Annotated in this window: 25 protein-coding genes and 1 riboswitch; of the genes, 11 read left to right on the plus strand and 14 right to left on the minus strand. The window is 64.2% G+C overall.

Annotated elements, in window-relative coordinates; all coding sequences use genetic code 11:
• The first annotated feature begins 322 nt into the window (after window positions 1-322).
• On the plus strand, window positions 323-757 hold the full coding sequence (locus tag BLU15_RS15990) for a GFA family protein (protein ID WP_034798487.1): 435 nt from the start codon (window positions 323-325) through the stop codon (window positions 755-757).
• Window positions 758-815: 58 nt separating this feature from the next.
• On the opposite strand, the gene BLU15_RS15995 is transcribed toward BLU15_RS15990, so the two are convergent.
• The gene (locus tag BLU15_RS15995) at window positions 816-2,486 is read right to left on the minus strand and encodes a SulP family inorganic anion transporter (protein WP_090296447.1); all 1,671 of its coding nucleotides are present in this window, start codon (window positions 2,484-2,486) and stop codon (window positions 816-818) included.
• A 307-nt stretch (window positions 2,487-2,793) separates the two neighbouring features.
• Between BLU15_RS15995 and BLU15_RS16000 the strand changes: the two genes are divergently transcribed.
• Window positions 2,794-3,111 (plus strand): potassium channel family protein, encoded by a 318-nt coding sequence (locus BLU15_RS16000; protein ID WP_090296449.1) that lies wholly within the window; start codon window positions 2,794-2,796, stop codon window positions 3,109-3,111.
• Between the two features lie 43 nt (window positions 3,112-3,154).
• Here BLU15_RS16000 and BLU15_RS16005 read toward each other — a convergent pair whose 3' ends face one another.
• The 3 genes from BLU15_RS16005 to BLU15_RS16015 form a co-directional block, all read right to left on the minus strand.
• Window positions 3,155-3,757, minus strand: a complete 603-nt coding sequence (locus tag BLU15_RS16005) for a nitroreductase family protein (protein ID WP_060521914.1) — start codon at window positions 3,755-3,757, stop codon at window positions 3,155-3,157.
• Between the two features lie 61 nt (window positions 3,758-3,818).
• Window positions 3,819-4,031, minus strand: a complete 213-nt coding sequence (locus BLU15_RS16010; RefSeq protein WP_370689606.1) for a hypothetical protein — start codon at window positions 4,029-4,031, stop codon at window positions 3,819-3,821.
• Window positions 4,032-4,247: 216 nt separating this feature from the next.
• A complete protein-coding gene (locus tag BLU15_RS16015) occupies window positions 4,248-4,442 on the minus strand; it encodes a hypothetical protein (protein ID WP_034798505.1) in 195 nt (64 codons plus the stop codon).
• A gap of 106 nt (window positions 4,443-4,548) precedes the next feature.
• Between BLU15_RS16015 and BLU15_RS16020 the strand changes: the two genes are divergently transcribed.
• The 4 genes from BLU15_RS16020 (at window position 4,549) to BLU15_RS16035 (ending at window position 9,337) form a co-directional block, all read left to right on the plus strand.
• Window positions 4,549-5,448 carry a LysR substrate-binding domain-containing protein gene (locus BLU15_RS16020; protein WP_060521913.1) on the plus strand — a complete coding sequence of 300 codons (900 nt, stop codon included), beginning with the start codon at window positions 4,549-4,551 and terminating at the stop codon, window positions 5,446-5,448.
• Window positions 5,449-5,577: 129 nt separating this feature from the next.
• Window positions 5,578-6,402, plus strand: coding sequence for an N-formylglutamate amidohydrolase (locus tag BLU15_RS16025; RefSeq protein ID WP_090296452.1), 825 nt, complete (start codon window positions 5,578-5,580; stop codon window positions 6,400-6,402).
• The gene (locus BLU15_RS16030) at window positions 6,399-8,282 is read left to right on the plus strand and encodes a flavohemoglobin expression-modulating QEGLA motif protein (RefSeq protein ID WP_090296454.1); all 1,884 of its coding nucleotides are present in this window, start codon (window positions 6,399-6,401) and stop codon (window positions 8,280-8,282) included. Before BLU15_RS16025 ends, BLU15_RS16030 begins: the two co-directional genes overlap by 4 nt.
• An 8-nt stretch (window positions 8,283-8,290) precedes the next feature.
• Entirely contained in the window at window positions 8,291-9,337 is a 1,047-nt protein-coding gene (locus tag BLU15_RS16035) for a glutathione synthetase (protein ID WP_090296457.1), read from the plus strand.
• 18 nt (window positions 9,338-9,355) lie between these two features.
• On the opposite strand, the gene BLU15_RS16040 is transcribed toward BLU15_RS16035, so the two are convergent.
• The 4 genes from BLU15_RS16040 to BLU15_RS16055 all read right to left on the minus strand — a co-directional run bounded on the left by BLU15_RS16040 (window position 9,356) and on the right by BLU15_RS16055 (window position 13,605).
• The gene (locus tag BLU15_RS16040) at window positions 9,356-9,832 is read right to left on the minus strand and encodes an RbsD/FucU family protein (protein ID WP_090296459.1); all 477 of its coding nucleotides are present in this window, start codon (window positions 9,830-9,832) and stop codon (window positions 9,356-9,358) included.
• A gap of 145 nt (window positions 9,833-9,977) precedes the next feature.
• On the minus strand, window positions 9,978-10,991 hold the full coding sequence (locus BLU15_RS16045) for an ABC transporter permease (RefSeq protein ID WP_060601798.1): 1,014 nt from the start codon (window positions 10,989-10,991) through the stop codon (window positions 9,978-9,980).
• Window position 10,992: 1 nt separating this feature from the next.
• A complete protein-coding gene (locus BLU15_RS16050; protein WP_090296650.1) occupies window positions 10,993-12,555 on the minus strand; it encodes a sugar ABC transporter ATP-binding protein in 1,563 nt (520 codons plus the stop codon).
• Window positions 12,556-12,672: 117 nt separating this feature from the next.
• Window positions 12,673-13,605: a sugar ABC transporter substrate-binding protein gene (locus tag BLU15_RS16055; protein WP_034798471.1), complete on the minus strand. Its 933-nt coding sequence runs from the start codon at window positions 13,603-13,605 to the stop codon at window positions 12,673-12,675.
• A 297-nt stretch (window positions 13,606-13,902) separates the two neighbouring features.
• Between BLU15_RS16055 and BLU15_RS16060 the strand changes: the two genes are divergently transcribed.
• Window positions 13,903-14,904, plus strand: a complete 1,002-nt coding sequence (locus BLU15_RS16060; protein ID WP_060521906.1) for a LacI family DNA-binding transcriptional regulator — start codon at window positions 13,903-13,905, stop codon at window positions 14,902-14,904.
• A 51-nt stretch (window positions 14,905-14,955) separates the two neighbouring features.
• Here BLU15_RS16060 and BLU15_RS16065 read toward each other — a convergent pair whose 3' ends face one another.
• From BLU15_RS16065 to bioB, 5 genes are read right to left on the minus strand one after another with little or no spacing between them, the layout of a single operon-like run.
• Window positions 14,956-15,945, minus strand: coding sequence for a beta-ketoacyl-ACP synthase III (locus tag BLU15_RS16065; RefSeq protein ID WP_090296462.1), 990 nt, complete (start codon window positions 15,943-15,945; stop codon window positions 14,956-14,958).
• A complete protein-coding gene (locus BLU15_RS16070) occupies window positions 15,942-17,210 on the minus strand; it encodes an adenosylmethionine--8-amino-7-oxononanoate transaminase (RefSeq protein WP_090296465.1) in 1,269 nt (422 codons plus the stop codon). The genes BLU15_RS16065 and BLU15_RS16070 overlap by 4 nt, the downstream gene beginning before the upstream one ends.
• Window positions 17,207-17,845: a dethiobiotin synthase gene (gene bioD / locus BLU15_RS16075; protein WP_090296469.1), complete on the minus strand. Its 639-nt coding sequence runs from the start codon at window positions 17,843-17,845 to the stop codon at window positions 17,207-17,209. Before bioD ends, BLU15_RS16070 begins: the two co-directional genes overlap by 4 nt.
• Window positions 17,842-18,987 (minus strand): 8-amino-7-oxononanoate synthase, encoded by a 1,146-nt coding sequence (locus tag BLU15_RS16080; protein WP_090296472.1) that lies wholly within the window; start codon window positions 18,985-18,987, stop codon window positions 17,842-17,844. The genes bioD and BLU15_RS16080 overlap by 4 nt, the downstream gene beginning before the upstream one ends.
• The gene (bioB, locus tag BLU15_RS16085) at window positions 18,984-20,000 is read right to left on the minus strand and encodes a biotin synthase BioB (RefSeq protein ID WP_090296474.1); all 1,017 of its coding nucleotides are present in this window, start codon (window positions 19,998-20,000) and stop codon (window positions 18,984-18,986) included. The genes BLU15_RS16080 and bioB overlap by 4 nt, the downstream gene beginning before the upstream one ends.
• Window positions 20,001-20,425: 425 nt before the next feature.
• A riboswitch (TPP riboswitch) is annotated at window positions 20,426-20,546 on the plus strand.
• A 161-nt stretch (window positions 20,547-20,707) separates the two neighbouring features.
• On the opposite strand from bioB, the gene thiO reads away from it, so the two are divergent.
• Genes thiO through BLU15_RS16105 form a run of 4 tightly spaced genes read left to right on the plus strand, consistent with a single transcriptional unit; the run spans window position 20,708 to window position 23,252 of the window.
• Window positions 20,708-21,679 carry a glycine oxidase ThiO gene (gene thiO, locus BLU15_RS16090; protein WP_060521900.1) on the plus strand — a complete coding sequence of 324 codons (972 nt, stop codon included), beginning with the start codon at window positions 20,708-20,710 and terminating at the stop codon, window positions 21,677-21,679.
• Window positions 21,676-21,873, plus strand: coding sequence for a sulfur carrier protein ThiS (gene thiS, locus BLU15_RS16095; RefSeq protein ID WP_034798454.1), 198 nt, complete (start codon window positions 21,676-21,678; stop codon window positions 21,871-21,873). Before thiO ends, thiS begins: the two co-directional genes overlap by 4 nt.
• A gap of 3 nt (window positions 21,874-21,876) precedes the next feature.
• The gene (locus BLU15_RS16100) at window positions 21,877-22,650 is read left to right on the plus strand and encodes a thiazole synthase (protein ID WP_060521899.1); all 774 of its coding nucleotides are present in this window, start codon (window positions 21,877-21,879) and stop codon (window positions 22,648-22,650) included.
• Entirely contained in the window at window positions 22,647-23,252 is a 606-nt protein-coding gene (locus tag BLU15_RS16105; RefSeq protein WP_090296477.1) for a thiamine phosphate synthase, read from the plus strand. The genes BLU15_RS16100 and BLU15_RS16105 overlap by 4 nt, the downstream gene beginning before the upstream one ends.
• A 34-nt stretch (window positions 23,253-23,286) precedes the next feature.
• Here BLU15_RS16105 and BLU15_RS16110 read toward each other — a convergent pair whose 3' ends face one another.
• Window positions 23,287-24,972, minus strand: a complete 1,686-nt coding sequence (locus tag BLU15_RS16110) for an amidohydrolase family protein (RefSeq protein ID WP_162765871.1) — start codon at window positions 24,970-24,972, stop codon at window positions 23,287-23,289.
• Window positions 24,973-25,030 lie beyond the last annotated feature (58 nt).

Raw genomic sequence — 25,030 nt, forward strand, 5'->3', positions numbered from 1 at the left:
GCCGCGCGGCGAAAGCATCATCACGGAAGGCGCGTCAATGAAATCCCGACTGTCCTGATGACTTTCTAGCGAGCCTAGCAGTGCCGGGCTGCGCTCCTCAAGGAGAATGGGAAGCCGGGAGCCGAACGCCACTCTGTGACCGAAGCCAAGGCATCAGGTCACGCATTGGAGAATGGTTCAGAACCGAAGGACGGCCCTGTCCAGCGGAACGAAGACCATTGAGCCGATCGGCAAAAAAAGGCCGGTCAGAACAAAACCGAACCCAAGGAAAGCCGCCAACTCAAGGCGTTCTGCCCCTTGCGTTCTTTCATTGGAGAAAGTCATGGCAGCGAACGGCAGCCTCAACGGAAAGTGCTTCTGCGGCGCAGTCGAGATCGAAGTGAGCGGCGATCCGGCCGCCATGGGTTATTGCCATTGCAGTTCCTGCCGAAGCTGGTCGGCAGGCCCGGTCAACGCCTTTACGCTCTGGCCACCGGAGAAGGTCAAGATCGTCAAGGGTGCGGACAATCTGGTTGGCTACCAGAAGACGGCAACGAGCGTGCGCAAATGGTGCAAGGCCTGCGGCGGGCATCTCATGACCGAACATCCGCTCTGGGGTGTCACCGACGTCTTTGCAGCGGCAATCCCGTCGCTTGCCTTCAAGCCGATGCTTCATGTCAACTATCAGGAGACGGTGCTGCCGATGAAGGACGGCCTGCCGAAGTATCGGGACTTCCCGCCGGCCTTCGGCGGAACGGGCGAGATGATGGCGGAATAGCTCATTTTCTGAGCACAATTCCGGACGGAAAACCGCTGTGCCCTTTCCTGGAATTGCTTTACGCCTGCGCGGCGCCAGCCAGATAGTGCTGGAGCGCCGTGCGGGTATTGACGAACAGGCGGTCAGGGCCGAGCTGATCGGCAAAGCCGGATGCGCGCACATAGGCAAGCACGTCCGGGTTCAGCTCGGCCAGCCAGACGGTGACGCCGTGTTCGCTGATGCGGCGCTCGCCCTCCATCATCATCTGCAGCGCCGAATATTCGATGTCGAAAACCCGGCTCATGTCGAGCACGACAACTCTGGGCTTCTGCTTTGCGACCAGCATCTGCGCCTGGTCGGCCACCTGCTGGGCATTGCCAAAAAAGAGCCGACCCTCCGGGCGTAGGATCAAAAGCCCCTCGAAGGTCTCGTCATCGGGGTGTGCGGACGAGAGCGGCCGCAGCCGATCGGTGCCGCGCTTGCGGCCGACGACATAGACCTTCGCCGAGGCCGCCTGGCGCGCGAGCCCGATGAACGACAGCACGATTGCAACGATGATGCCCTGCAGCGTGCCGAAAAACAGCACGCCGAGAAAGGCGGCCAACGCCCAGTGAAACTCCATCAGCCGGACCTTGCGGACGGAGAGGAAATCCGCGGGCTTGATGAGCCCGACCGAGTAGACGATGACGATCGCCGCAAGCACGGCCTGCGGCAGGAGACCGAGCAGCGGCGCGAGGACCAGCATGGTCGCTGCCGCTGCGGCCGCCGTGACCAGCGACGCCACTTGGCTGTGACCGCCGACCGCTCGCACCACGGCGGTTTGCGACGTGCCGCCGCCGGCACTCATGGCACCGAAAAAGGCGCCTCCGAAATTCGCGGCACCCGTCGCCAGCAACTCGCGGTTCGCCCGGATCGGCGGGTCGGACGGAGCGGCAAAGGCCCGGCCGGCGGCAATGGTCTCGGTGAAGCTCATCAACGCGATGCCGAGCGCGCCCGGCAAGAGTTCCTGAACAAGACCCAGGCTCGGAAGTGTCAGCGAAGGCAGCGATTGCGGGATGAAGCCGACGGTGGAAACGCCGAGCGCGGCGAGACCCGCGAACCAGGAAAGCGCGATGCCCGCGGCCACCGCCAGAAGCGGCGCCGGCGAATGCGGCCAGAGGCGCTCCATCGCAAGCAAAGCCACCAGAGCCGCGGCCGCAATCGCGAGCGTGAGCATCGAGGTCTCGGACAGGTGCCCGGCGATGCTGAGGATATCGCGGAAGAAGCCTTCCTTGGTGATGTGAATGCCGAGCAGCTTCGGCACCTGGTCGAGCACGATGACAAGGCCGATGCCGGCCTTGAAGCCGATCAGCACCGGCGACGATATGAAATTGGCGACAAAGCCGAAACGCAGCAGCGATGCCAGGAACAGTAGCGCGCCGGTGAGCGCCGTCAGCGTCGCGGTCGCCGTCAGCAGCTTGGCCGGATCGCCATCCGGGACGGCAAGGCCGAGCTGCGTGCCGGCGAGGATCGCAAGCGTGGTGGTCGACGAGACGCTGAGAACGCGCGACGTGCCGAGAAGCGCGTAGATGATCATCGGCACGAAGGCGGTGTAGAGGCCGACACTGACGGGCAGGCCGGCGACCGTGGCATAGGCCATCGCCTTGGGCAGGACCACGGCGGCGGCCGTAAGACCTGCGATCACGTCGAGCCGCAGGCCCGCGGAGAGAGAGCGGCCGTCGCCGGCAAGTGAATGCTCATGCGATGCCATCCGGGTTGTCCTTTGGCAGGAGCTTTCATGAGATTATTCTAAAGCGATAGCACTCGGCCAAAGCGGTTGCAAGAAATGCAACTGACGGCATCGCATCCCGTTTGCCGGCCGGAAAACAGGCGCTGGAAGCCGACCCGACTCAGGGCTATCTTCAGAGCGGCGGCGGTGCGTTTGCGAAGGGATTTCGACGGCGGCAAGCGAGCCTTGGGCCGATCGTCTTGGGGGCGCGGCTGGTTCGCCTTCCAGGCCTATCCGCGAGAGGGAGGATTGCGTGGCGGAATCTCAACGCCGGCGGCAGACGAAGAGAATGCGACGCCGGTTCTTCTCCAATCTCTACCAGCAGCTTCAGCTGCTCTGGCCGATCTTCTCAGCGATCCTGATCGTAATGGCAGGAACCGGCGTCGTCATCGGCCGCATCGAAGACTGGCGGCTCGACGAAGCGTTCTATTTCACCTTCGTCACGGGCCTGACCATCGGCTACGGCGACATCACGCCGAAGCATCTGAGCGCTCGGTTGCTGGCGCTGGTGATCGGTTTTTCCGGCATCGTACTGACCGGCCTCGTCGCTGCGGTCACCGTGCAGGCGCTGAATGAGACTAGCCGGGATGAGACCGACGACCACTGAGGGGGCAAGCCGGCAAGCCTTGCCCGCCCCCTCGTTTGACGGGTCAGCCGGCCACGAACCGGCCTTCGGATACGATCTCCGACAGCGCCTTGCGCGGGCTTGGCTGCTCGCGCTGCTGCAGCGCGTGCGGAAGCAGCGCCTTGTCGCCGAGACGCCCGATCGCGACGGCCGCTTCGATCCGATAGTTCTCGGGCACGCCGAGCTCCGTTCGCGCGCGCTCATAGTCGAGACCGGCCATACCATGCGCCTGCCAGCCGGAATGCGCTGCCTGCAGCGCAAGCGCACCCCAGGCGGCACCGGCATCGAAGGAATGGGTGTAGGACGCCACCTCTTCGCTACCGCCGGGCGGCAACAGTGAAGTCTTCGACAACACGAAGATCAGCGCCGATGCCTCCGCCGCCCAACTCCGGTTGAACTCGTTCAGGAGGCCGAGCAGCCTCTCCCAGCCTTCACTGCCGCGGCGCGCATAGACGAAATGCCAAGGCTGGGCATTGTAGGCGGACGGCGCCCAGCGAGCAGCCTCAAGAATCTCGAACAGCTCGGGCTCGGAAATCTCGGCACCCGAATAGGCGCGCGGAGACCAGCGCTCGAGAAAAAGCGGGTTGATCGCATAATCTGCGACGCGGGAATTTACATGCAATGTCATGGGGATTTCCATTCATCGACGGCGTGCCGTCGTCACTTCAGGTAATTGTTGGCGGATTTGGTCACTGACGGCCGAAGCTTTGATAGCGTCCGCAGCGGCTTTTCAAGGTCGAGATCTCATCGGAGAGTTCGGCAATGCGATCCTTAAGCTCATGGACCGTGCCATCCTCGATATCGTCGAAACCAAAACAATCGCGTGCCTCGTGCAGTTCCAGCCGGCCCTGCAGGACCTCGCGGATTGCACTCAAACGCTCGTATTGCCGCAACATGCTCATCAGGGACCTCATCTCAGGCGGCCGCCGCAAACTCGCGCCGGCCGACACCACCGAGATTATCCACTTAAACAGTAGATTAAAGGAATTCTGACCCAAAGAGCGGGCGGGACGTGGAAAACTGCTCCGCCCGGGCGACGACGCTGCGTCGCGGGCAAGAAAAGACCCGGGCGGTGGGAGGTCCGCCCGGGTCTGTCGAAATCAAGCGGTCGGACGAAATCATGCGGTCGGGAGGTCGTGCCCGTCGGGGCGGTTGCCGTCGAGAAAGCCCATATCCCGCTTCAGGTGATCCGACAGATCCCTGACGTCGACGACATCGGTCGTCCGGCTCTTCCTCGCGAACAGGAGCGCCAGCCAGGAACCGACGGAAAAATCGTTTGTCGACGAAAAACTACGTACTTGAATGGTTGTCATAGCCGTCATCCTCTTCATCAATCCGTCTAATGGACGGACCTTGAAAATGGTTGTGGACGGCATCAACTTCCAATCGAATATCGGTCACCATGCATAAGGCCATTTGATGCATAAGACACTTCCGCTTCCCCCATTGACGGCGATACGGGTCTTCGAGGCGGTCGCGCGCCATGGAAGTTTCACCAATGCCGCAAGCGAACTCGGCATGACGCAAGCTGCGGTGAGCTATCAGATCAAGGTGCTGGAAGATCGGATCGGCGCACCCCTGTTCCTCCGCCGCCCACGCCAGATCGCGCTCACCGAGGTCGGCCAGCGGCTTGCACCCGTGGTGACGCAGGTCTTCGAGCAGCTCAGCGAAGCCTATGTGAGCGCGCGCGGCGGCGCCCAGGGAACACTGGTCATCAGTACGATCGCAACCTTTGCCTCCAACTGGCTGGCGCGGCGCCTCGGCTCGTTTCAGATCACTCACCCCTCGCTTGCCGTGCGACTTCAAACCGAGCCGCATCTCGTCGACTTCAGTCGCGAGGAGGTCGATATCGGCATTCGCTCAGGCCGCGGCGAGTGGCCGGGACTTGCCGCCCACCGTCTGATCAACGCCGATTTTTCGCCGATGTTGAGCCCAGGCCTTGCGGCCAGCATCGGTGGCGTGAAGGAACCGGCCGACCTCCTGCGCCTGCCGCTTCTCGACCCCGGTGATCCCTGGTGGGCGCAGTGGTTTGCCGCCGCCAACGTGCCGGTGGAAGGGCTTGCGAGCCGGCCCGGCTCCAGCATGGGCGCCCAAGTCTATGAGGGAAATGCGGCCGCGGCCGGACAGGGCGTGGCGATCCTGACGCCGGCCTTCTTTGCCGCGGAACTCGCAGACGGGCGTCTGATCCAGCCCTTCGATCTGCTCTGCGACGAGAGCCAGGCCTTTTGGATGGTCTATCCGGAAAGCCGGCGAAACGCCCCGAAAATCAGCGCCTTCCGCCAGTGGATTCTCGGCGAGATCGGCCAGCAAAAACGTTGAGGGCGGCTGTCGGAGCGGGGTGGCCTTGCGTCCCGACCGCCCCGGAAATTTCTCCCGTTCTGGAACCCTTCGGGCCACCGGGGAGTTGCACCCCCGTAGCGACCAGAGCGAGGGAGTGCGGGAGCGAAGATGCAAAGCGAGCCGACGGAACAGTTCCGCTCAGCCAGCGAAACCACCTGGTGGACCGCACACCGCGGCGATGGGCCGATCGTCGGCACGGCGATCCACAACGGGCACGCGATGCGCAGCGACGCCCGCGCGCTCACCGCCCTGACGGACGAGGAACGGCTGCGCGAGGAGGATCCGTTCACCGAGTTCGTCATCCGCGATCTTGCCAACCGCATCGTCGTCCATAGGTCCCGCTTCGAGGTCGACCTCAACCGTGCCCGCACGGGCGCGGTCTATCTTCAGCCGGCGCAAGCCTGGGGCCTTTCCGTCTGGCGGGAACATCCGCCCGTCGAGATGATCGAGGCGTCCCTCGCCGTCCATGACGAGTACTATGCCATGCTGCATTCGATGCTGACGGCGATCGAGCGCCGCCACGGTCGCTTCATCGTGCTCGACATGCACAGCTACAACCACCGGCGACAGGGACCGGACGCCGCGCCTGCGGCTCCCGACGAAGCCCCGGAAATCAACATCGGGACCTCCTCGATGGATCGGCTCAGATGGGCCGGCGTCATCGATACGCTGATGTCGGCGCTCGGCACCGCCTCTATCGACGGCCGGCCGGTGGATGTGCGCGAGAACGTCGCCTTCCAGGGACGCGGAGAGCAGACGCGCTTCATCCACGAGCATTTTCCCGAGACCGGCTGCGCGATCGCGATCGAGTTCAAGAAGACCTTCATGGACGAATGGACCGGCAAGCCGGATATCCGGGCGCTTCGTTCTCTGCGGGCACTGGTCTCTTCCCTCGTCCCGATCCTGACCGAAACGTTGGCGAGGCAGCGATGACGGAGGAGAAAGCGACGCCCGTAAGTCGGGCCCCGGCCTGGCTCGACGAAGCGATCGGCCGGCTGACGGATGGCCGCGCCGTGCGGCGCGATTTCGGCGAGGGCGGACGGCTGCACATCGACCGCCTCGTTCCCTTCCTCTGTGTGCACATCGCCGCCGAGCACCAACAGCCGGTGGCGCGCGACATCGCCCAGGCGAACGCCGCCTATCTGCTGGCGCCCGATATTGATACCGCCGCCGCAATCATCGAACGTGTCGGGCGCGTAATCGAACAACGTCTCGGCCTTTTCATCGTGCTCGAATTCGGCGAGCTCGAAAGCGATGAACCGCCGGCCAAGGACGCGCCCTTCCTGCCGCCCTTTTTGATCGAGGTGGTCGCCGGCGCGCGTGCCGCCGAGCAGGTCGCCGCCAAGGCCCTGATCGAGACGGCGGCAACGATCGAAGGAAAATTCCGCACGCCGCATGTGACGCTCGTCGAGCGCCCAGCGGCGACAGCGACAGGCCGAAAGGCCCTTGCGCTCGACACCCCGCACCTGACGGTGCGCTTCGCGCCGATCTACTGCGAGCCGGGAACGCGCCGCATCTATCCGCAACTGCGCGAGCGGCTGGTCGCGAGCATCTTCGACGCGGGGCTAAGAGCCGTTGCTGCTTTCGCCCGCGCAAAATCGGACAGTTTTCGGCTGCCGACGCACCGCGCCTTCGGCCGAAAGGCCTTCGTCGATGCCGTCGTGCGCGCCGACCGCGGCATCGACGAGATTGCCTCCAGCTTCGACTTCCTTCTGGCCGTGACGCCGATCAACGCCGAAGCCGCTTGGGCGGAATTCGCTTCGGGCGGCTTCTCCAAGAGTCCGCGCCTCTACTACCGTCCGCTGACGCTGCAGATCGAGACGGCCAAGCGGAAGCTCTTTTCCCTCAACTTCGAACATCTCGAAGATCCGCTGCTCTACGCCCTCTACCGGGAAAAGCAGCAGGAGGTCGATCTGCAGCTGTCGATGATCTCGGCGCGGGAGACGCGCACCTTCGTCGAGTTCGGCCGCGCCCTCTATGGCCCGGTGGAAGCCACGCTTCATGACGCCGCCTCCGAAATCCTGGCGCGCACTGCACCCGACCGCGATGCACGGTCTTCGGCCGCAGACAGGCGCGATTGCGAGTACATAAGGGAGCGCGCCCAGGCGATGATATTGGCCTATCGGCGCCAGTCGGCCGATTTTTCCGCCTCCGTCGACATTCGCGACGACCTGCCGGCTGGCTTGCTCGTTTCGCGCGGCCAGCTTTTGATCGCCAGGAGTTCCGCGCTCGACGCCGATCGCGTCGAGGCGCTGCTCAACCACGAGATCGGCGTGCATCTGCTGACCTATTTCAACGGTTCGGCCCAGGGGTTGCGTATCCTTCGCTCCGGACTGGCCGGTTACGAAGGCATGCAGGAGGGGCTCGCGGTCTTTGCCGAATATCTGAGCGCCGGCATGACGATAGACCGGCTGCGCGTGCTGGCGGCACGGGTCGTCGGCTGCGCCGCCATGCTCGACGGCGCACCCTTTCCGCAGACCTACCGGCTGCTCGTCGACGGTCACGGCTTTGCGGCCACCGAGGCCTTCAACATCACGCTGCGCATCTATCGCGGCGGCGGGCTGGTCAAGGACGCGATCTACCTGCGCGGCCTCTTGCAGCTTCTCGATCACCTCGCCGGCGGCGGCACTCTCGAACCGTTCTGGATGGGCAAGATCGCCGCCTCGCATTTCGGCGCGATCCAGGAACTCAGCCTGCGCGGCCTCCTTGGTACCGCGGCGCTCCGCCCTATCTTTCTCGATGAGGTCAAAGCGCGCGACCGACTTCAGCGAGCCCAAAGGGGACTGTCCCCGCTCGACTTGATCTCAGAGTAGGAAACCGAATGCGCATTGCCTTTCTCGTCAACTCCATCGAGGGCGAAGAGACGTTCTATGCGACGACGTCGCTGGCACTCGCCGCCCTCGCCCGCGGCCATGAGATCGTCTACCTCACGCCAGGCGATTTCGTTCTAACACCCGACGGCCGCCTGATCGTCCATGCGCTTTCTCTCGGAACCGCAAAGCCGCGCAAGGCTGAAACCTTCATTGCGGCACTGCGGGGTGATGCGACGCGGCGCGAGGTCCTGGACATTACGGATATCCAGATCCTCTTTCTGCGCAACGACCCCTCGGAGGATGCCGCAACGCGTCCCTGGGCGACCCAGGCCGGCATCATCTTCGGGCGGCTCGCCGCCGAGCGCGGCGCGATCGTCGTCAACGACCCGGACGGATTGGCGGCAGCACAGAACAAGCTCTATCTGCAGGGTTTTCCCGAGGTCGTCCGTCCAACCACGCTGATCACGAAACACATGGAGGAGGTCCGGTCCTTCCTCGACGCCCATCCCGAAGGCGTTATCCTGAAGCCCCTGCAGGGCTCCGGCGGCAAGAACGTCTTCAAGGTCGGCTCCAGCCATGAGACGAACCTCAACCAGATCTTCGAGGCCGTCAGCGAGATGGGCTATGTGATCGCGCAGGAGTACCTGCCGGCGGCGACGGAGGGCGATGTCCGCCTGTTCCTGATGAACGGCCGACCGCTCAAGCGTGGCGACACCTATGCCGCCGTGCGGCGCGTTCCGGCGGAAGGCGAGTTGCGCTCCAACATGCATGTCAACGGCCGGCCCGCCGCGGCCGTCGTCACCCCAGCGATGCTTGCCGTCGCCGAAGAGATGCGCCCCAAACTGATGCGCGACGGCATGTTCCTGGTCGGCCTCGACGTCGTCGGCGACAAGCTGGTGGAGGTCAATGTCTTCACGCCCGGCGCCCTGCCCGAAATCGCCGAGCTGACCTCGATCGATTTCAGCGAAGACATCGTCGCCGAGCTCGAACGGAAGGTCGAGATAAGGCGGGCCAATGATGGCGTGCTTTCCAATCGAGAGCTTGCGACCCTTTGATGGCGGCCAAGGTGGCTCTCACCCGGCGACGGCCTCGTGCCAGTGGCTGGCCGGCGGCACCACGCCCTTGGTGAAGAGGAAGCTGCCGAAGCGGCGCGCCTCGCCCGTCAAGATGACACAATAGGCGCGCTTTGCTTCCTCGTGGAAGGCGAAACGCTCGATCGCATACATCTTCGAAAGAATACCATCCGCACGCACGAGCTCGGCCTGCACCTCGCGCTGGACCTCCGGCAGTTCGCCCGCCTCCCCGTCCGGCGTCAGCCGCGCCGCCGAAGGCTGCAGCGGCGTGTCGAGCGGCATGACGGAAAGAATGGCGCGCACGGCACGCGCGGCCGAGACATTCGCAATGTGCAACGGTAGGCCGAGCCGGGTGTGGCGGGCGATCGTGTCGGCGGGAAAATTCGCGTCAACGATCGCAATCCGGTCTCCATGTCCCATTGAGCGTAGTGCATGCAGCACGTCGGCGTTTAGCGCCGGATCGATGTTCTTGAGCATCGGCCTAACCTTCCCCATTTGCTTCTGCGTGAAAACCAGGCCGCAGAGATCCCCGCGGGCGGGTCTATCGACCCGACCACCTTGTCCTTCACCGCGTTTCGTCGGTTGCGGCGGGCTGCGATCCGTCCGCACGTGGCTCCCGGTCTTAGATGCCGGTCAGCCGCTCGCGATACTTGTCGATGATCACCGCGAGGATGATGACGACACCGGTGATCATCTGCCGCATGAAATCGCTGAGTCCGAACAGGATGAGGCCATTGGCAAGCACCCCGGTGATGCAGGCACCGAGCAGGGTGCCGATCACCGTGCCGCGGCCGCCGTTGAGGCTGGTGCCACCGATGATGACGGCGGCGATCGCGTTCAGCTCGAAGCCGATGCCGATGATCGGGCTCGCGATGTTAAGGCGGGCCATGTAGACCATGGCGGCGATGCCGACGAGCGCACCGGCAATCGTGAAGGCCGCCACTTTGTAGAACATCAGCGAATGGCCGGCGAGACGCACGGCCTCCTCGTTGTTGCCGATGCCATAGAGCAGCCGGCCGAACACCGTCTTTGACAGCACGAACCAGGCGATCGCGACGAGCAGCAGCGCGATCAGGAAGACGACGGGGATGCCGAAGATCATCTGCGAGCCGAAGGCGTTGAAGCTCGGCGGAAACGAATAGATCGTGCGTGCGTCCGTCACCTGCAGCGCGGCACCGCGGGCGATGTTCAGCATGCCAAGCGTGACGATGAAGGAGGGCAGCCCCCAGAAGGCGCTGATCCAGCCATTCAGGAAGCCGCAGACGACGCCGGTGCCGACAGCGGCGAGCGTTGCCAGCGCCACGGCCTGGAACACCGAGAGATCGGGGATCGTCAGCACCGTGCCGCCGACGACGGCGCAGAAGGCCAGCATCGAGCCGACGGAAAGATCAATGCCGCCGATCAGGATGACGAAGGTCATGCCGACGGCGAGGATCAGGTTGATGGTGATCTGCGTCAGGATGTTGGAGATGTTGTTGGCCGTCAGGAAGTGCTCGGTCGAGACCGAGAAGAAGAGGATCAAAAGCAGGAGCGCCAGGCCGATGCCGGCGTCGCGCAGGAGCACCTTTGGCGACCAGCCCGGCAGCTGGCGAGCATGGACGGTTTCGCCGGTTTGTGTCTTTTCGAGTGCTTGCATCTTACTGCCTCGCCTGTTGCTGCTCGCCCTGGTAGGCAAATTGCAGAATACGTTCTTCGGAGAATTCCGGCCGCGACAGCTCGCCGACGACACGGTGCTGCGACATCACGAGGATGCGGTCCGACAGGGTCATCAGTTCCGGCAGCTCCGACGAGACGATCAACAGCGCCAAGCCACGTTCAGCGAACTGGCGGATCAGGGCATAAATCTCGGCCTTGGCGCCGACGTCGACGCCGCGTGTCGGCTCGTCGAGCAGCAGTACCTTCGGATTGCGCGCCAGCCATTTGGCGAGCACCACCTTCTGCTGGTTGCCGCCCGAGAGCGTCGCGGCATTCTTGCCGGGTCCGCCATATTTCAGCTTGAGCTCGGCGCCGAGCCGTTCCGTCACCTCGATTTCCGCCTTCCTGTCAAGGATGCCGGCACGCGAGACGTCCGAGAGGGACGCGAGCGTGACATTGGCCGAAATCGGCATGTTGAGGATCAGGCCTTCCTCCTTCCGGTCCTCGGTCACGAAGCCGATACCGGCATTGATCGCCTCGCGCGGCGAGCGGAAGGAGGCGCGCTTCCCCTCAAGGAAGAGCTCACCGGAGAGCGGCCGTTGAGCGGCCGCGATCGCCCGCAGAAGCTCGGTGCGGCCGGAGCCGACAAGCCCGGCGATCCCCAGGATTTCACCCTTGTGCAGGTGCAGTGAAATGCCCTCGGCATGCGGCGATTGCGGTGGGCGAAACCGGGCAAGCGACAACGCCTGTGCCGGCCGAGCAAACGAGACCACTTCGCTCGCCATCTGCTGCTGCAGCTTGCGGCCCACCATGGCGCGCACAAGTTCGTCCTGATTGGTCTCGACGATCGGCCGCGAGAACACCGTCTCGCCGTTGCGCAGCACCGTCACCCGATCGCAGATGCGGAAGACCTCGTCGAGATGATGCGACACGAAAACGATCGAGACACCGCGACCGCGAAGGTCGCTGACGATCTTGAACAGCCGCTCGGTTTCGCGCGACGTCAGCGTCGCCGTCGGCTCGTCGAGGATGAGAATACGGCTTTCCGTCATCAGCGCGCGCGCCACCTCGACCAACTGTCGGTGGGCGATGCCGAGGCGCGCGACCGGCCAGCGCACGTCGATGTCGCTGAGGCCGATGGCGTCGAGTGCGGCCCGTGCGCCGGCATGCATCTCCTGCCGTCTGACGACGCCGAACGCATTGCGCGGCAGATGCTCGATGAAGATGTTCTCCGCCACCGACAGATGGGGCAGAAGGTTGAATTCCTGGTGCACCACCTGGAGACCGTTGGCCTTGGCCTCCCGGGGCGTGGCCGGCGCATAGGCCCGGCCTGCAAGATTGATTGCGCCCTCGTCCGGACGAACGATACCGCAGAGAACCTTGATCAAAGTCGATTTGCCGGCACCGTTCTCGCCGATGAGGCCGTGCACTTCGCCCGGCTGAATGGAGAGGCTGACGCCGTTCAGTGCCTTGGTACCCCCGAAGGCTTTCTTAACATCGTGCAGTTCCAGAACCGGCGGCATCGAAACGCCAGCCGCTTCCGCCTGCACGGTTTGCGTGTTCATCATGACCTGGCCCTTTTGAAATGCAGCAATTGCGCACGCAAACCATTGGCCTGCGGCGGATGCTGTCCTTGCCGAAGCGCACCGGGCAGCGCCCGGTGCGCACGCGCGGTCTCAGAGCTATTTCACGTTGTCCTTGGTCACGAGCTCGATGTCGGTCTTCACCCAACCTTCGAGCTTGGGCCCGCCGGCCACGACTTCGAGCGCCTTGTCGATTGCGTTCGCCGCCATCTGCGAACCGAACTGGTCGACCGTCGCCAAAAGCTTGCCGTCCTTCAGCATGGGGGCGACCGCCGGCACATTGTCGAAGCCAACGACCTTGATGTCGTTTCGGCCAGCCGCGTCGAGCGCCTTGACGACACCAATCGCCATGGAATCATTGGCGGCGAGCACACCCTGGATATCGGGATGCGCCGTCAGCATGGTCGAGAAGACGGAATTGGCCTCTTCCGTTTCCCAATGCGCCGTCCGAGAATCGAGAAGATCGAGCTTGCCCGCCGCGATCGCATCCTCGAAACCGAGCTTGCGCTGCGCCGCATTGTCGGCGCCCGGATTGCCCTCGAGGATCACGACCTTACCGCCGGCGCCGAGATCCTTGGCGAGCGCATCACCGACCATCTTGGCGCCGCCTCGATTGTCAGGGCCGACGAAGGCCAGATCGACGCCGGCATCCTTCTTTGCCTGCTCGTCGAGCGAAACGTCGAAATTGATGACGACAATGCCCGCATCCATCGCCTTCTTCAGCGGCGCGACCATGGCGCGGGAGTCGGCCGGCGCAATCACGATCGCATCGACGCCCTGGGTAATGAAGTTCTCGACGCCATTCAGCTGGCTCTCGAAATCGGTCTCGTTCTGCATGCCGATGGCTTTAAGCTCGTAGTCGCCACGCTTCTGCGCATGTGCTTCGGCGCCTTCCAGCATGTTCTTGAAGAAGTCGTTTGCAAGCGACTTCATGACGAGGCCGACGACGGGTTTATCGGCAGCCATGGCAAGTGTCGGCAATGCGGTGGCAACGGTAAGTGCGACGATAGACGCATACAGGGAAAATTTCATGGGTTCTCCTCCGGTGAAAAGATGGTCCTCCAACCATCAATGAAACGTTTCATCACATGAACATGCGTGGCTCGCTTCGACCTTTAGAAGATAGAAAGGCGGTATCGCTGTCAATATGAAACGTTTCATCGCTGAGAAATTTGTGCTGGAAGCCGCTACCGGTTCGCGGCATTCTCTGATCTAAGAGGAAGGCCAGCTGCCGTCGGGCGGACCCGCGGTCGCTGGCGTAAGACTTTGATCCGTTGCATGATTTTTCCCTCCTGATCGATGCAGCGAACGTGATAGGGAGCCGACCGTTTGAACCCGACGATCAAGGATGTTGCCCAGCGCGCCGGGGTGTCCGTCGGCACGGTTTCGCGTGTGCTTGCCAAGAACAAGACGGTGAGCGAGGACATCAGGGCAAAGGTCGAAGCAACGATCGACGCGATCGGCTACCGACCGAACATTCTCGGTCGCAGCCTCCGGCTCGCCAAGACCGACATTATCGGCCTGGTCGTGCCTGACATCACCAACCCCTTCTTTGCCGAGCTTGCCAAACAGGTGGAGATGTTGGCTTCCGCCGAGGGCTACTCGGTGCTGCTTGCCAACACCCATGACGACCCGGACGCCGAGAAGCAGCAGATTGAAACCCTGCTCGGACGGTTGCCGGCCGGGCTGATCCTCGTTCCCGTCAGCAACAGCCTCGCCGATGGATTGGCGTCGCGCACGCGCACGGTGACCGTCGACCGGCCCTTGAGCGGCCATGCGCTCGTCTCCGTCGACAACCGTCAGGGCGGTTATCTCGCCGCGGACCACCTGCTTTCGCTCGGCCATCGTCGGCTTGGCTATATCAGCGGTCCGGGCACGACCGAAGTCTCCGGCGAGCGCCGCGGCGGTTTCGTTCAACGGCTCGAGGAATTCCGAAAAAGCCACCCAGGCGACTACGTTCCGCCGCAGATCGTCGAGGGGCACTTCGACTACCGCTCAGGTGAAGAACTTGGTAAGCAGCTGCTGACGCAACCCGTAGCAAGTCGCCCGACGGCGATCGCCACCGCCAGCGACCAGCAGGCAATCGGCTTGCTGCGCGCCGCCGACGACATGGGGCTTCGGGTCCCGAACGACCTTTCGATCGTCGGCTTCGACGACATTCCTCTGGCTTCGCTGGTGCTGCCGCGGCTCACCACCATTCGCCAGCCGATCGACGAGATCGCCCGGCTGGCACTCGAAGGCGTGCTCGGCAGCCATGCGCTGCAGGAGGAATACAAGCTGCAGCCAATGCTGATGAAACGCGGCTCTTGCGCCGCGCCCTCAACACCCTGACATCACGGCGCGCGCGCCAGGTTACGCGGCGTGGCTGCCGTCGACGCGTCATCAGATCGCGAGCACTGCCGCCCCTCCCGCAAGCCCCGCGCCGGCCGCCGTCAGCAACAGCTTTTCGCCGGAGACGAAGGGTTTTTCTCGGTGCGCCAGCGATAGCGACAGCGGGATGGTCGCGGCCGACGAATTGCCGTAGTCCGAGATCGTGCGCACCGTTTTCGACGGCGCGATGCCGAGACGATCGCAGACGGCGTCGAAAATGCGGGCATTGGCCTGATGCGGCACGAAGCGGCTGATGTCCGGGGCCACGCAGCCGGCGGCGTCCATGGCGTTCACGGCACAGGCCGTCATCATCTCCACCGCCTGCGCGAACATCTCGCGCCCGTCGCGCATTGTCATCAACAGGTCCTCGGACCTGGTATCGGGAGAAAACGGCCTGTTGCTGCCGCCGGCGGCAATCGAGATCAGATCGTAGCGACTGCCGTCGGCGGCGAGGTCGGTGCCGACGAGGCCGGTTTGCGGGTCATCGGACGGCGCGACGACGACGGCGCCGGCCGCATCGGCAAAGAGCACGGCGCTCGCCCGCTCGGCCGGATTGATCCTGCGGCTCAAGATGTTGGCCGCCACCACCAGCACCGGCTTTCCCTGAGCCCGCGCGAAACCGTCGGCAAGCGTCAGGGCGTAGAGGAAGCCCGAGCAGGCGCCGGCAAGGTCGATCGCACCAGCGTTGGAAAGGCCGAGACGATGAGCGAGCAGGGGTGCTGAAGGCGGCAGCAGGTGATCGGGCGTCGAGGTCGCAAGCAGGACCAGCGCGATATTGCCGGGCGGGGTGCAGGCATCTTCGAGCGCCATTGCGCCCGCCTTTGCCGCAAGCCCCGACAGCGTGTCTTCAGGCGCGGCCCAGCGCCGCTCGCGAATGCCGGTGCGGCGCTCGATCCAGCCGGGCTCAAGCCCGAGCGTCGTCTCGATTTCGCCGTTGGCGACACGCCGCTCCGGCACCGCATGACCGAAACCGACGATCCGGGATGAGCGAACGAGCCTCATAGCTGCCCTGTCCCGAAGAGCGACGCCGCCTCGTCGATCGCGTCATAGGCCCGCCCGAGATCGGCATCGGTGACGCAATAGGGCGGCATCAGGTAGATGACGTTGCCGAGCGGACGGATCAGCAAACCACGCTTGCGGAAAAACGCCCTGAGCTGCGGGCCGACCTCGGCGAGATAGCCGCCGGACGGCACCGTGAGGTCGAGGGCTGTAATGGTGCCGATTTGGCGAACGTCGCCGAAGCGAGGATCATCGGCGAAGCGCGCCAGATGTCGACGCTGGCGCGCGACCAAGGTTTCGATACGCGCGCCCACCGGCTCCTGTCTCCAGACGGCGAGATTGGCAAGTGCCGCGGCACAGGCGATCGGGTTGGCCGTGTAGGAACTCGAATGGAAGAAGGTCTTGCGTCGGTCGACCGAAAGATGCGCCTCGAAGATCTCCGAGGTGCAAAGCGTCGCGGCCAGAGGAAGCGCGCCTCCAGTCAGCCCCTTCGAGGAGCAGAGAATATCGGGCGCGATCCCGGCCTGCTCGCAGGCAAACAGGCTGCCCGTCCGCCCCCAACCGGTCATCACCTCGTCGGCGATCAGCAGGCTGCCATGCCGTTCGGCAATGCGTTTCAGCTCGGACAGCACGGAAGCCGGATAGGTCTTCATGCCACCGGCGCCAAGCAGCAGGGGCTCGATCAACAGGGCGGCAACCTCGCCGGAAGCGCAAGCCTGTTCGAAGGCGTCGAGCGTTGCCTGCTCCCGGCCCGGCTCCGGAAAGGGCAGGCGATCGACGGCGAAGAGCAGCGGCGCGTATGCGGCATTGAAGACGCCTCTTTCGCCGGCCGACATCGTGCCGATCGTGTCGCCGTGATAGCCATGCTCCAGCACACAGATCCGGCTCCGCGGCTGGCCGCTGTTGTGGAAGAACCCGAGCGCCATCTTCAGCGCGACCTCGACCGCAGTCGAACCGCTATCGGAATAAAACACATGGGCGAGCCCGGGCGGTGCGATCTCGATCAGCCCGCGCGCCAGGTCTTCCGCCGGTGCGTGAGTATATTGGGCGAAGATGATCTGGTCGTAGGTCTCCGTAGCCCTGCGGATCGCCTCCATGATCGTGGGGTGACGGTGGCCGTGGGTGATAACCCACCAGGACGAAATCGCATCGAGGATCGACGTGCCATCTTCGTCGACGAGATAGGCACCCTCGGTGCCGACGATGCGGCGCATCGCCGGTTCGAGGGCATGCTGGGTGAAGGGATACCAGACGGTGGAGCTTTTCATGCCGGCATCCCTCGAAAATCGGCGATGTTGAAATTCTCGGCGAAGGCGTGGCGCAGGCTGTCGGGCGTCAGCGGGTCGAGCCGCGGCAGTCGGCCGAGCCGGCGCACCCCGCCAAGGCGCGCGATGATCGCTTCGCTGTCCTCCTGCGCGTCGCCAATGAAGGCGACGCCGAGAACGGGAATTGCGCGGCGGCGCAGCGCTTCGAGCGACAAGAGGGTGTGGTTGATCGTGCCGAGCCCGGTGCGAGCGCAGACAACCACCGGGATCAGCCAGCGCGCAAAGACATCCGCAAAGACCGTGTGCTCCGTCAGCGGCACCAGAAGCCCGCCTGCGCCTTCGATCACCAGCGGTCGTTCCACCGCCTGCGGGGAAAGATGCTCCGGCTCGATGGTGACGCCGTCGATCCGTGCTGACAGATGCGGCGATGCCGGTGTTGCGAGCCTGTAGGCTTCGGGCAGGACGCGGTCACACGACAACCGGCCGAGCCGGGCGACGGTCTCGCTGTCGGTTTCTTCGTCGAGCCCTGACTGCACAGGCTTCCAGTAGCAACCGTCGAGCGCATCGGTAAGCGCCGCGGAGAAGATGGTCTTGCCGATGCCGGTATCGGTACCGGTGACCACAATACGGGTTTTCATGGCCGCTCCTTCGCGATCGCGATCTTCAACTGCTGCAGCATCTGCACGATTGCGGCCCGGTCGGCGTTGAGGGTGATGGCGATCCGAAGACGCGCGGTGCCTTCCGGCACCGTCGGCGGGCGGATTGCCCTGACATCGTAACCCTCGGCCCGCATGCGGGCGGCGATGCAGACCGCTCGACCGTTATCACCGATCGGGATGGGCAGGATCTGCGAGCCGCTGCCTTCGATGCCGAGCACCTCGGTGAGCGCCCGGTTGGCGAAGGACCTGAGGCCGTCGAATGCGGCGCGGCGTTCCGGCTCGTCGACGAGGGTGGCGAGCGCTTCACGCACCGCGGCCGCGATGAGTGGCGAGGGCGCGGTCGAATAGATGAAATTGCGGGCGCGGTTGACGATATAATCGCAAAGCACGGCGCTTGCTCCGACCAGTGCGCCGGAAACACCGAGCGCCTTGCCGCAAGTATGCAGCATGACGACGTTCTCCCGGTCCTCCAGCTCAGCGGCGAGACCGCGACCTTCCGGCCCGAAGACGCCGGTCGCGTGCGCCTCGTCGATGACGAGAAAGCCGTCATGCTGCGCGGCAAGCGCTAAGAGGTCAGCGAGCGGCGCCCGATCGCCATCCATCGAATAGAGGCTTTCGACGGCAATCCACGGGCGCCCTGTGCCGCCGGCGCGGCGCCATTGGCCGATCGCATCGGCAAAGGCGTCGATATCGTTGTGCGCTGCCGCAACCGAATCGGCCTTGCTCGCAGCGATGCCTTCATGGGCGCTCGCATGGATCAGGGCATCGTGGACGATGAGGTCGTCGCGCTGCGGCAGCGTCGAAAACAGGGCAGCATTGGCGGCATAGCCGCTGCCGAAGAAGAGCATTCGTTCCGCGCCGAAGAAGGTGGCCGCTTCCGCCTCAAGCGCCTCGTGTTCTTCGTGATTGCCGCGCAACAGCCGTGAGCCGCCGGAGCCGACCGGCACGCCGCGCGCGATGGCACCCGTTATCGCCGCCTTCAGCCGCGTCGAAGCGGCGAGCGCCAGGTAGTCGTTCGAGGTAAAATCCAGGCCGCCAGCGGGGGCAAGTGCGCGCCGGCGGCCCTTGCGATCAAGGCCCTCCAGCGTCTTCTCATAGCGCGCAAACAGACCCAGGGTCATTCGGCCGCATCCTGCCTTGCCGCCGGAGCCATCGGCTTCAACCCCAGGCGTCGGAAGAGCGCCGCATCATGGTCCTCGCCGGGATTGTCGGCGGTCAGCAGGGTTTCGCCGACAAAGATCGAATTGGCGCCGGCGATGAAACAGAGCGCCTGCGTCTCGTCGCTCATGTCGGTCCGGCCGGCCGAAAGCCGGACATGCGATAGCGGCATCAGGATGCGGGCAAGTGCGATGGTGCGGACGAAATCGATCGGATCGACGGGCGCTGCATCGGCCAGCTTCGAGCCCGGGATCGGGATCAGCATGTTGATCGGCACGCTTTCGGGCGGCACCGGCAGATTGGCGAGCGTCACCAGCATGGAGATCCGATCGTCGGCGGTTTCGCCCATGCCGAGAATGCCACCGGCGCAGACCTTGATGCCGGCGTCGCGGACATTCGCGAGCGTCTCCAGCCGGTCGGCAAAGCTGCGGGTGGTGATAATCTCTCCGTAGAAGCGTTCGGAGGTATCGACATTGTGGTTGTAGTAGTCGAGCCCGGCCTCGGCGAGCCGTGCGGACTGGTCCGGCGTCAGCATCCCGAGCGTCATGCAGGTTTCCATGCCAAGCGCCCGCACACCGCCGATCATGGCGACGATCGCCTCCATGTCGCGATCCTTCGGGCTGCGCCAGGCGGCCCCCATGCAATAGCGCGTCGCACCGCCGTCGCGCGCCTTTCGCGCCTCGGCAAGCACACGCTCGACCTCCATCAGCTTCGATGCCTTGAGCCCGGTCGGATAGTGGGCGGACTGGCTGCAATAGCCGCAATCCTCGGCGCAGCCTCCGGTCTTGATCGAGAGCAGCCGGCTCATCTGGATGGCGTTGGGATCGAACTGCGCACGATGGACCGTGTGTGCGCGGTAGAGCAAATCGTTGAACGGCATATTATAGATTTTTTCAGCTTCCGCTTGGGTCCAGCGGGATTCGCCCGCGTCGCCCGGGGTAAAATTAGCGCCAGTTGATAGGGTTCCGTCCAGCATTTCGGCTCGTCCTCCAGGTCATTGCAAATGCGAAATAGATAGAATCTGATATTATCTATAATTTTATCGACCAGCAAAGTTCGCAAGCACCCAAATGGAGAGTTTCTGTTATCGCATACCCTTATGGTTGCATTTTTGACCGTGAACGAATCTGGAAACCGCCGAGACGGGGCACCAATTACCAATCAATCGGTCGCAGCTCCCATTTCCGAAATCGGGCGTAACGCACCCGAGAAACGAGGACGAGCCCGGGCTTCTCCGGTATTTTTCGACCCGCTCTGCCCGCCTGACACTCCTCCCTTCAGCACGCCGCCAACGCTTCCGCTTTCTCGTCGCAAAATTATAGATAATTTTTTCGGCAGATGAGATCACATCGCACACGAATGCTGGCTCTTGACAAAAACCGCCCCGAACGGTCAGCTTGGAGCATTCACCAGGGGTGTCCCGCTAAGGGGCTGAGATTCTGCTATGCGATTTGCGCGGCGCAGTGACCCGTTGAACCTGATCCAGTTCATACTGGCGTAGGGACGGTGCAGACATCGCTGCCGCAAACGTCGCCTTCACGCGACCATTCTACGGCAAGGCGTCCTTCCCCTTCCTTCGCTCGTGAACTGGGTCTCCACAATCGGAGCCTCGGCATGCACACCGCCAACACCATCCCGCTTCCCTCACGACGGCCCGCCCACGCCTCGCGGGAACACTGAGCCATGCGGATCCTCGTCAAAGGTGCCGGCGTCGCAGGGCTCTGTCTGGCGCATGAACTTAGCGCCCGCGGTGTCGCGGTGACGGTTGTCGAGCAAAAGCCAGGCTTTGCCGGCGCGGCCTCCTGGTTTGCCGGCGGCATGCTGGCACCCTGGTGCGAACGCGAAAGCGCCGAAGAGGTGGTGCTGACGAAGGGCATCGGCGCCATTGACTGGTGGGACGACGCCCTGCCAGGCGAGGTTTCCCGAAACGGCACGCTTGTCGTCGCCCCGCCACGGGATGCGGGCGAACTCAAGCGCTTTGCCTCACGCACCTCCGGCTTCGAATGGCTCGACGCCGCCGCGATCGAACGGCTGGAACCGGCGCTTGCCGGACGTTTCCGCGAGGCGCTGTTTTTTCCCGGTGAGGCGCATCTCGACCCGCGCCGGGCGCTGAGCCGGTTGCGGCAGAAGCTTGTCGATCACGGCGTCACCTTCCTCGATGAGACGAGCGACGATGGCCACCACGATCTCGTCGCCGACTGCGCCGGCGCGGCACGCATCGGCGAAACGCGGGGCCTGCGGGGCGTGCGCGGTGAAATGCTCTACCTGCAGACAAGCGACGTGGAACTGTCGCGGCCGGTCAGGCTCATTCATCCCCGCATCCCGCTCTACATCGTGCCGCGCGGCGGCGGCCTCTTCATGTGCGGGGCGACGATGATCGAGACGGATGACGGCGGACCGATCACCGCCCGCTCCCTCATGGAACTGCTGAACGCCGCCTATGCGCTGCATCCGGCCTTCGGCGAAGCGCGCCTCGTCGAAACCGGCGCCGGCGTCCGCCCCGCCTTCGCCAACAACCTGCCGCGCGCCCTGCGCACCGGGCAGACCATCACGATCAACGGACTTTACCGCCATGGCTTCCTGCTTTCGCCGGCCCTGGCGGCGGAAGCAGCCGACCTCGCGCTTGCGCAGGACCTGAAGGGAGATGCCGCATGAGACTGACCGTCAATGGCGAGGATCACGACCTCGCCGTCACCACCCTCACCGAGCTTCTGGCCGCCCTTGATTTCGAAGGCGACTGGCTCGCCACCGCCGTCAACGGCGAACTGGTGCACCGGGCCGACCGTTCGGGTCATGCGCTCAGCGACCGGGACCGGATCGAAATTCTCTCGCCGATGAAAGGAGGCTGAGACATGCTGACGCTTTATGGACAGGACCTGCGCTCACGGTTGCTGCTCGGCACCGCCCGCTACCCCTCCCCCGCCGTTCTGGAAGATGCGGTGCGATCGTCAGGCACTGAGATCGTCACGGTCTCGCTCCGGCGCGAAACCGCCGGAGGCCGCCAGGGCGGCGCCTTCTTCGAACTGATCCGGGCGCTCGGCGTGCACGTGCTGCCGAACACCGCCGGCTGCCACTCGGTGTCAGAGGCGGTGCTGACGGCCAAGATGGCGCGCGAGGTCTTCGGCACCAACTGGCTGAAACTCGAAGTGATCGGCCACCACGATACGCTGCAGCCCGATGTCTTCGGCCTGGTCGAGGCGGCGCGCATCCTCTCGGCCGAAGGGTTCGAAGTCTTTCCCTACACCACGGATGATCTCGTGGTTGCCGAACGGCTCGTGGAAGCCGGCTGCAAGGTGCTGATGCCCTGGTGCGCGCCGATCGGCAGCGCCATGGGGCCGCAGAACATCCAGGCGCTCAGGGCAGTGCGGGCCAACTTTCCCGATGTGCCGCTGATCGTCGATGCCGGCATCGGCCGGCCCTCGCACGCAACGACGGTGATGGAGTTCGGCTACGACGCCGTCCTGCTCAACACCGCCGTCGCCGGCGCCGCCAAGCCCGCACTGATGGCCGCTGCCTTCGCGGGCGCGATCGATGCCGGCCGGCAGGCCTTCGAGGCGGGCATGCTCGAACCGCGCGATTTTGCCGTCCCTTCCACCCCCGTCATCGGAAAGGCGGTGTTTGCGTGAAACTTGACCCCTTCTATCTCATCGTCGACAGCGCGGATTGGATCGAGCGGCTGGTGCCGCTCGGCGTCAAGCTGGTGCAGCTACGCGTCAAGGATCGTACGGAAGCAGAGATCCGCCGCGAGATCCGCGCGGCCAAGGCCGTTTGCGACGAGCAGGGCTGCCAGCTCATCGTCAACGACTACTGGCAACTGGCGATCGCGGAAGGCTGCGACTTCGTCCATCTCGGCCAGGAGGACCTGGCGGAGGCCGACCTTGCTGCAATCCGCGCCGCCGGCCTGAAGCTCGGACTCAGCACCCATGACGAGACGGAACTGGAGACAGCACTTGCTGCCAAGCCCGACTATGTCGCGCTCGGACCGGTTTATCCGACCATTCTCAAGGCTATGAAGTGGGCGCCGCAGGGACTGCCGCGCCTTGCCGCCTGGCGGAACCGTGTCGGGTTGCTGCCGCTGGTCGCCATCGGCGGCCTCAACGTCGAGCGGATCGCCGGCGTCTTCGAGCACGGCGCCGACATCGCCGCCGTCGTTACCGACATCACCCGCAATGCCGACCCGGAAGGCCGGACGCGCGAATGGATCGCCAGAACCGCACCGTGGCGATAGGCACGTGCCGGGCCGCGGGTAGCAGTCTCCGCGGTCAGGCGATCTCCAGCTGCGAGAGCCAGGAGGCGTCCAGGCCACGCTTGCGACAATAGGTGGCGAGCCGCTGGCGGGTCGGCCCCGGCCGGTCGAGGCCGAGGTAACGGGAGGCGTTCTTCCAGAAGATGTTCTGCTGGTCCTCCTCGCTGACATTGGCCTCCTTCAGTTGCTGGGCAATCCGCGGGACGTAGGCGTTGTAGTCCTTCTCCAGCGCCATCATCGACCAGTCGGTGCCGAACATCAGATGGCGCGCATCGGGATCGTAGTCCCGCAGCCACTTGTCGAGCAGCGCGCGGATTTTTTCGTGCAGCCCGGGCGTGTTGTCGGTGACGAGCTCGCTCAGGTAGCTCAGGTCGGCAAACAGGTTCGGCCGGCGCCCGTGGCCGATCGTCTTGCCAATGATGTCCTCCCAGGTCGGCGGACCGGAGAATTTGTCCTGGGCGCAGGACACCATGACCCCCGTCGGTGCGCCTGGGCGAATGACTTCATCGAAAGCGCCGAAATGCGCCAGATTGATCCGCAAGTCATTGTAACGGTTGGTGTCGAGCAGCTTCTTCCAGTAGGCGGGGCTCGCCATATTGCCATAGCCGCAGCCGGCGCCGATGCTGTTTTCCGCATGCGCCATGATCGGCACGCTGTTGTCGCGGCACCAGTCGTAGAGCCGCTTCAGCGCCGCATCGATCGCCGGATCCGCATTGCCCCATGCCTTGAAGCCCATCGGCGGGTAGATCTTCACGCCGATGAAGCCCTTTTCCATGATCGCGTAGCGGACGTTTTCCAGCGACGAGCCACGCTTCTGCGCCTCCCGGTGCGGATCGAAGCCGACGAAGCTGTGCATGTGGATGCCGTGCCGCTTGATCACCAGCTGCTGGATCTCGTCCATCACGTCGATCTGGTCGTGCTGCGGCGATGCCCTGCCGCCGATCGACTTCTCGAAATCGAGGATGCTCGGCGTGATCATGGAAAACCGGCATTTCGACGCGAAGATCCGGGCATAGGTTTCCGCCAGGTTTTCGCGGTAGTCCTGCATGAGGCGCACGAAGGAAAGGTAGTTGCCGATCTGTTCGTGGGCCTTGGCGGCCGACGCCAGGGCATCGACATCCGTCTCCTCCACGCTGCCGGAGCGCCGCTGCAAGCCCTGCGGCAGGCCGGGGGTGCCGCCGATCTGTTCCAGCAGGCCTTGATAATCCGGCGTTTCGGCGCCGCTTCGTGCGGTCAACGATGCGCGCTGCTCGCCGGCTAGCGCGACCAGTTGCTTGACGGCGATGCGCAACTGCTCGTCCTTCTGCCGCTCGAACTCGGCGTCGGAGGGGCGCGGCACCCGCTTCTTGAGAATAGCGTCCTCAGCCTTGGCCTTGGGCGCGACGTCGCCAAGGGCCGTCACGAGGAAAACCACCAGGGCGTTTTCCAGACGCTTCGACTGCAGCGGATCGGCGGAGAGTTTTGCTTCCGGCAGTTTCTCCCGCAGCGCCACATAGCGCACCAGCCCTTCCACGGGCACATCGGCCGCGTTGAAGAAATGGCAGTGAACGTCGACGATCGGGTAGGGAAGCTCGCAGGCCGCGGCCGGTGGCCAGTCGTGTCGACACCCGGAAAGCACATTTGCCATCACGCCTGCCGAGAACAACCGCAAGACATTGCGGCGTGTCACGGCGGCGACCGGACCAGCCCAGTCGACCCCCATCATCCCCTCCTGTTGCGAGACCCCCTCGAACAATCGGGCAAACATTACTCCGTTCGCA

The organism is Ensifer sp. YR511, from assembly GCF_900103045.1.
Classification (GTDB): Bacteria; Pseudomonadota; Alphaproteobacteria; order Rhizobiales; family Rhizobiaceae; genus Ensifer; species Ensifer adhaerens.

What these genes read in the sequence shown, in the direction of transcription:
- BLU15_RS16010 (WP_370689606.1), bottom strand. Translation starts at nt 4,031, where the DNA reads ATGAGCATGTTGCGGCAATACGAGCGTTTGAGTGCAATCCGCGAGGTC.
- thiO (WP_060521900.1), top strand. Translation starts at nt 20,708, where the DNA reads ATGCGGATCCTCGTCAAAGGTGCCGGCGTCGCAGGGCTCTGTCTGGCG.
- BLU15_RS16035 (WP_090296457.1), top strand. Translation starts at nt 8,291, where the DNA reads ATGCGCATTGCCTTTCTCGTCAACTCCATCGAGGGCGAAGAGACGTTC.
- bioB (WP_090296474.1), bottom strand. Translation starts at nt 20,000, where the DNA reads ATGCTGGACGGAACCCTATCAACTGGCGCTAATTTTACCCCGGGCGAC.
- BLU15_RS16070 (WP_090296465.1), bottom strand. Translation starts at nt 17,210, where the DNA reads ATGAAAAGCTCCACCGTCTGGTATCCCTTCACCCAGCATGCCCTCGAA.
- BLU15_RS15995 (WP_090296447.1), bottom strand. Translation starts at nt 2,486, where the DNA reads ATGGCATCGCATGAGCATTCACTTGCCGGCGACGGCCGCTCTCTCTCC.
- BLU15_RS16000 (WP_090296449.1), top strand. Translation starts at nt 2,794, where the DNA reads ATGCGACGCCGGTTCTTCTCCAATCTCTACCAGCAGCTTCAGCTGCTC.
- BLU15_RS16110 (WP_162765871.1), bottom strand. Translation starts at nt 24,972, where the DNA reads ATGGGGGTCGACTGGGCTGGTCCGGTCGCCGCCGTGACACGCCGCAAT.
- BLU15_RS16025 (WP_090296452.1), top strand. Translation starts at nt 5,578, where the DNA reads ATGCAAAGCGAGCCGACGGAACAGTTCCGCTCAGCCAGCGAAACCACC.
- BLU15_RS16045 (WP_060601798.1), bottom strand. Translation starts at nt 10,991, where the DNA reads ATGCAAGCACTCGAAAAGACACAAACCGGCGAAACCGTCCATGCTCGC.
- BLU15_RS16030 (WP_090296454.1), top strand. Translation starts at nt 6,399, where the DNA reads ATGACGGAGGAGAAAGCGACGCCCGTAAGTCGGGCCCCGGCCTGGCTC.
- BLU15_RS16080 (WP_090296472.1), bottom strand. Translation starts at nt 18,987, where the DNA reads ATGACCCTGGGTCTGTTTGCGCGCTATGAGAAGACGCTGGAGGGCCTT.
- BLU15_RS16040 (WP_090296459.1), bottom strand. Translation starts at nt 9,832, where the DNA reads ATGCTCAAGAACATCGATCCGGCGCTAAACGCCGACGTGCTGCATGCA.
- BLU15_RS16015 (WP_034798505.1), bottom strand. Translation starts at nt 4,442, where the DNA reads ATGACAACCATTCAAGTACGTAGTTTTTCGTCGACAAACGATTTTTCC.
- BLU15_RS16065 (WP_090296462.1), bottom strand. Translation starts at nt 15,945, where the DNA reads ATGAGGCTCGTTCGCTCATCCCGGATCGTCGGTTTCGGTCATGCGGTG.
- BLU15_RS16050 (WP_090296650.1), bottom strand. Translation starts at nt 12,555, where the DNA reads ATGAACACGCAAACCGTGCAGGCGGAAGCGGCTGGCGTTTCGATGCCG.
- BLU15_RS16005 (WP_060521914.1), bottom strand. Translation starts at nt 3,757, where the DNA reads ATGACATTGCATGTAAATTCCCGCGTCGCAGATTATGCGATCAACCCG.
- BLU15_RS16020 (WP_060521913.1), top strand. Translation starts at nt 4,549, where the DNA reads ATGCATAAGACACTTCCGCTTCCCCCATTGACGGCGATACGGGTCTTC.
- bioD (WP_090296469.1), bottom strand. Translation starts at nt 17,845, where the DNA reads ATGAAAACCCGTATTGTGGTCACCGGTACCGATACCGGCATCGGCAAG.
- thiS (WP_034798454.1), top strand. Translation starts at nt 21,676, where the DNA reads ATGAGACTGACCGTCAATGGCGAGGATCACGACCTCGCCGTCACCACC.
- BLU15_RS15990 (WP_034798487.1), top strand. Translation starts at nt 323, where the DNA reads ATGGCAGCGAACGGCAGCCTCAACGGAAAGTGCTTCTGCGGCGCAGTC.
- BLU15_RS16055 (WP_034798471.1), bottom strand. Translation starts at nt 13,605, where the DNA reads ATGAAATTTTCCCTGTATGCGTCTATCGTCGCACTTACCGTTGCCACC.
- BLU15_RS16100 (WP_060521899.1), top strand. Translation starts at nt 21,877, where the DNA reads ATGCTGACGCTTTATGGACAGGACCTGCGCTCACGGTTGCTGCTCGGC.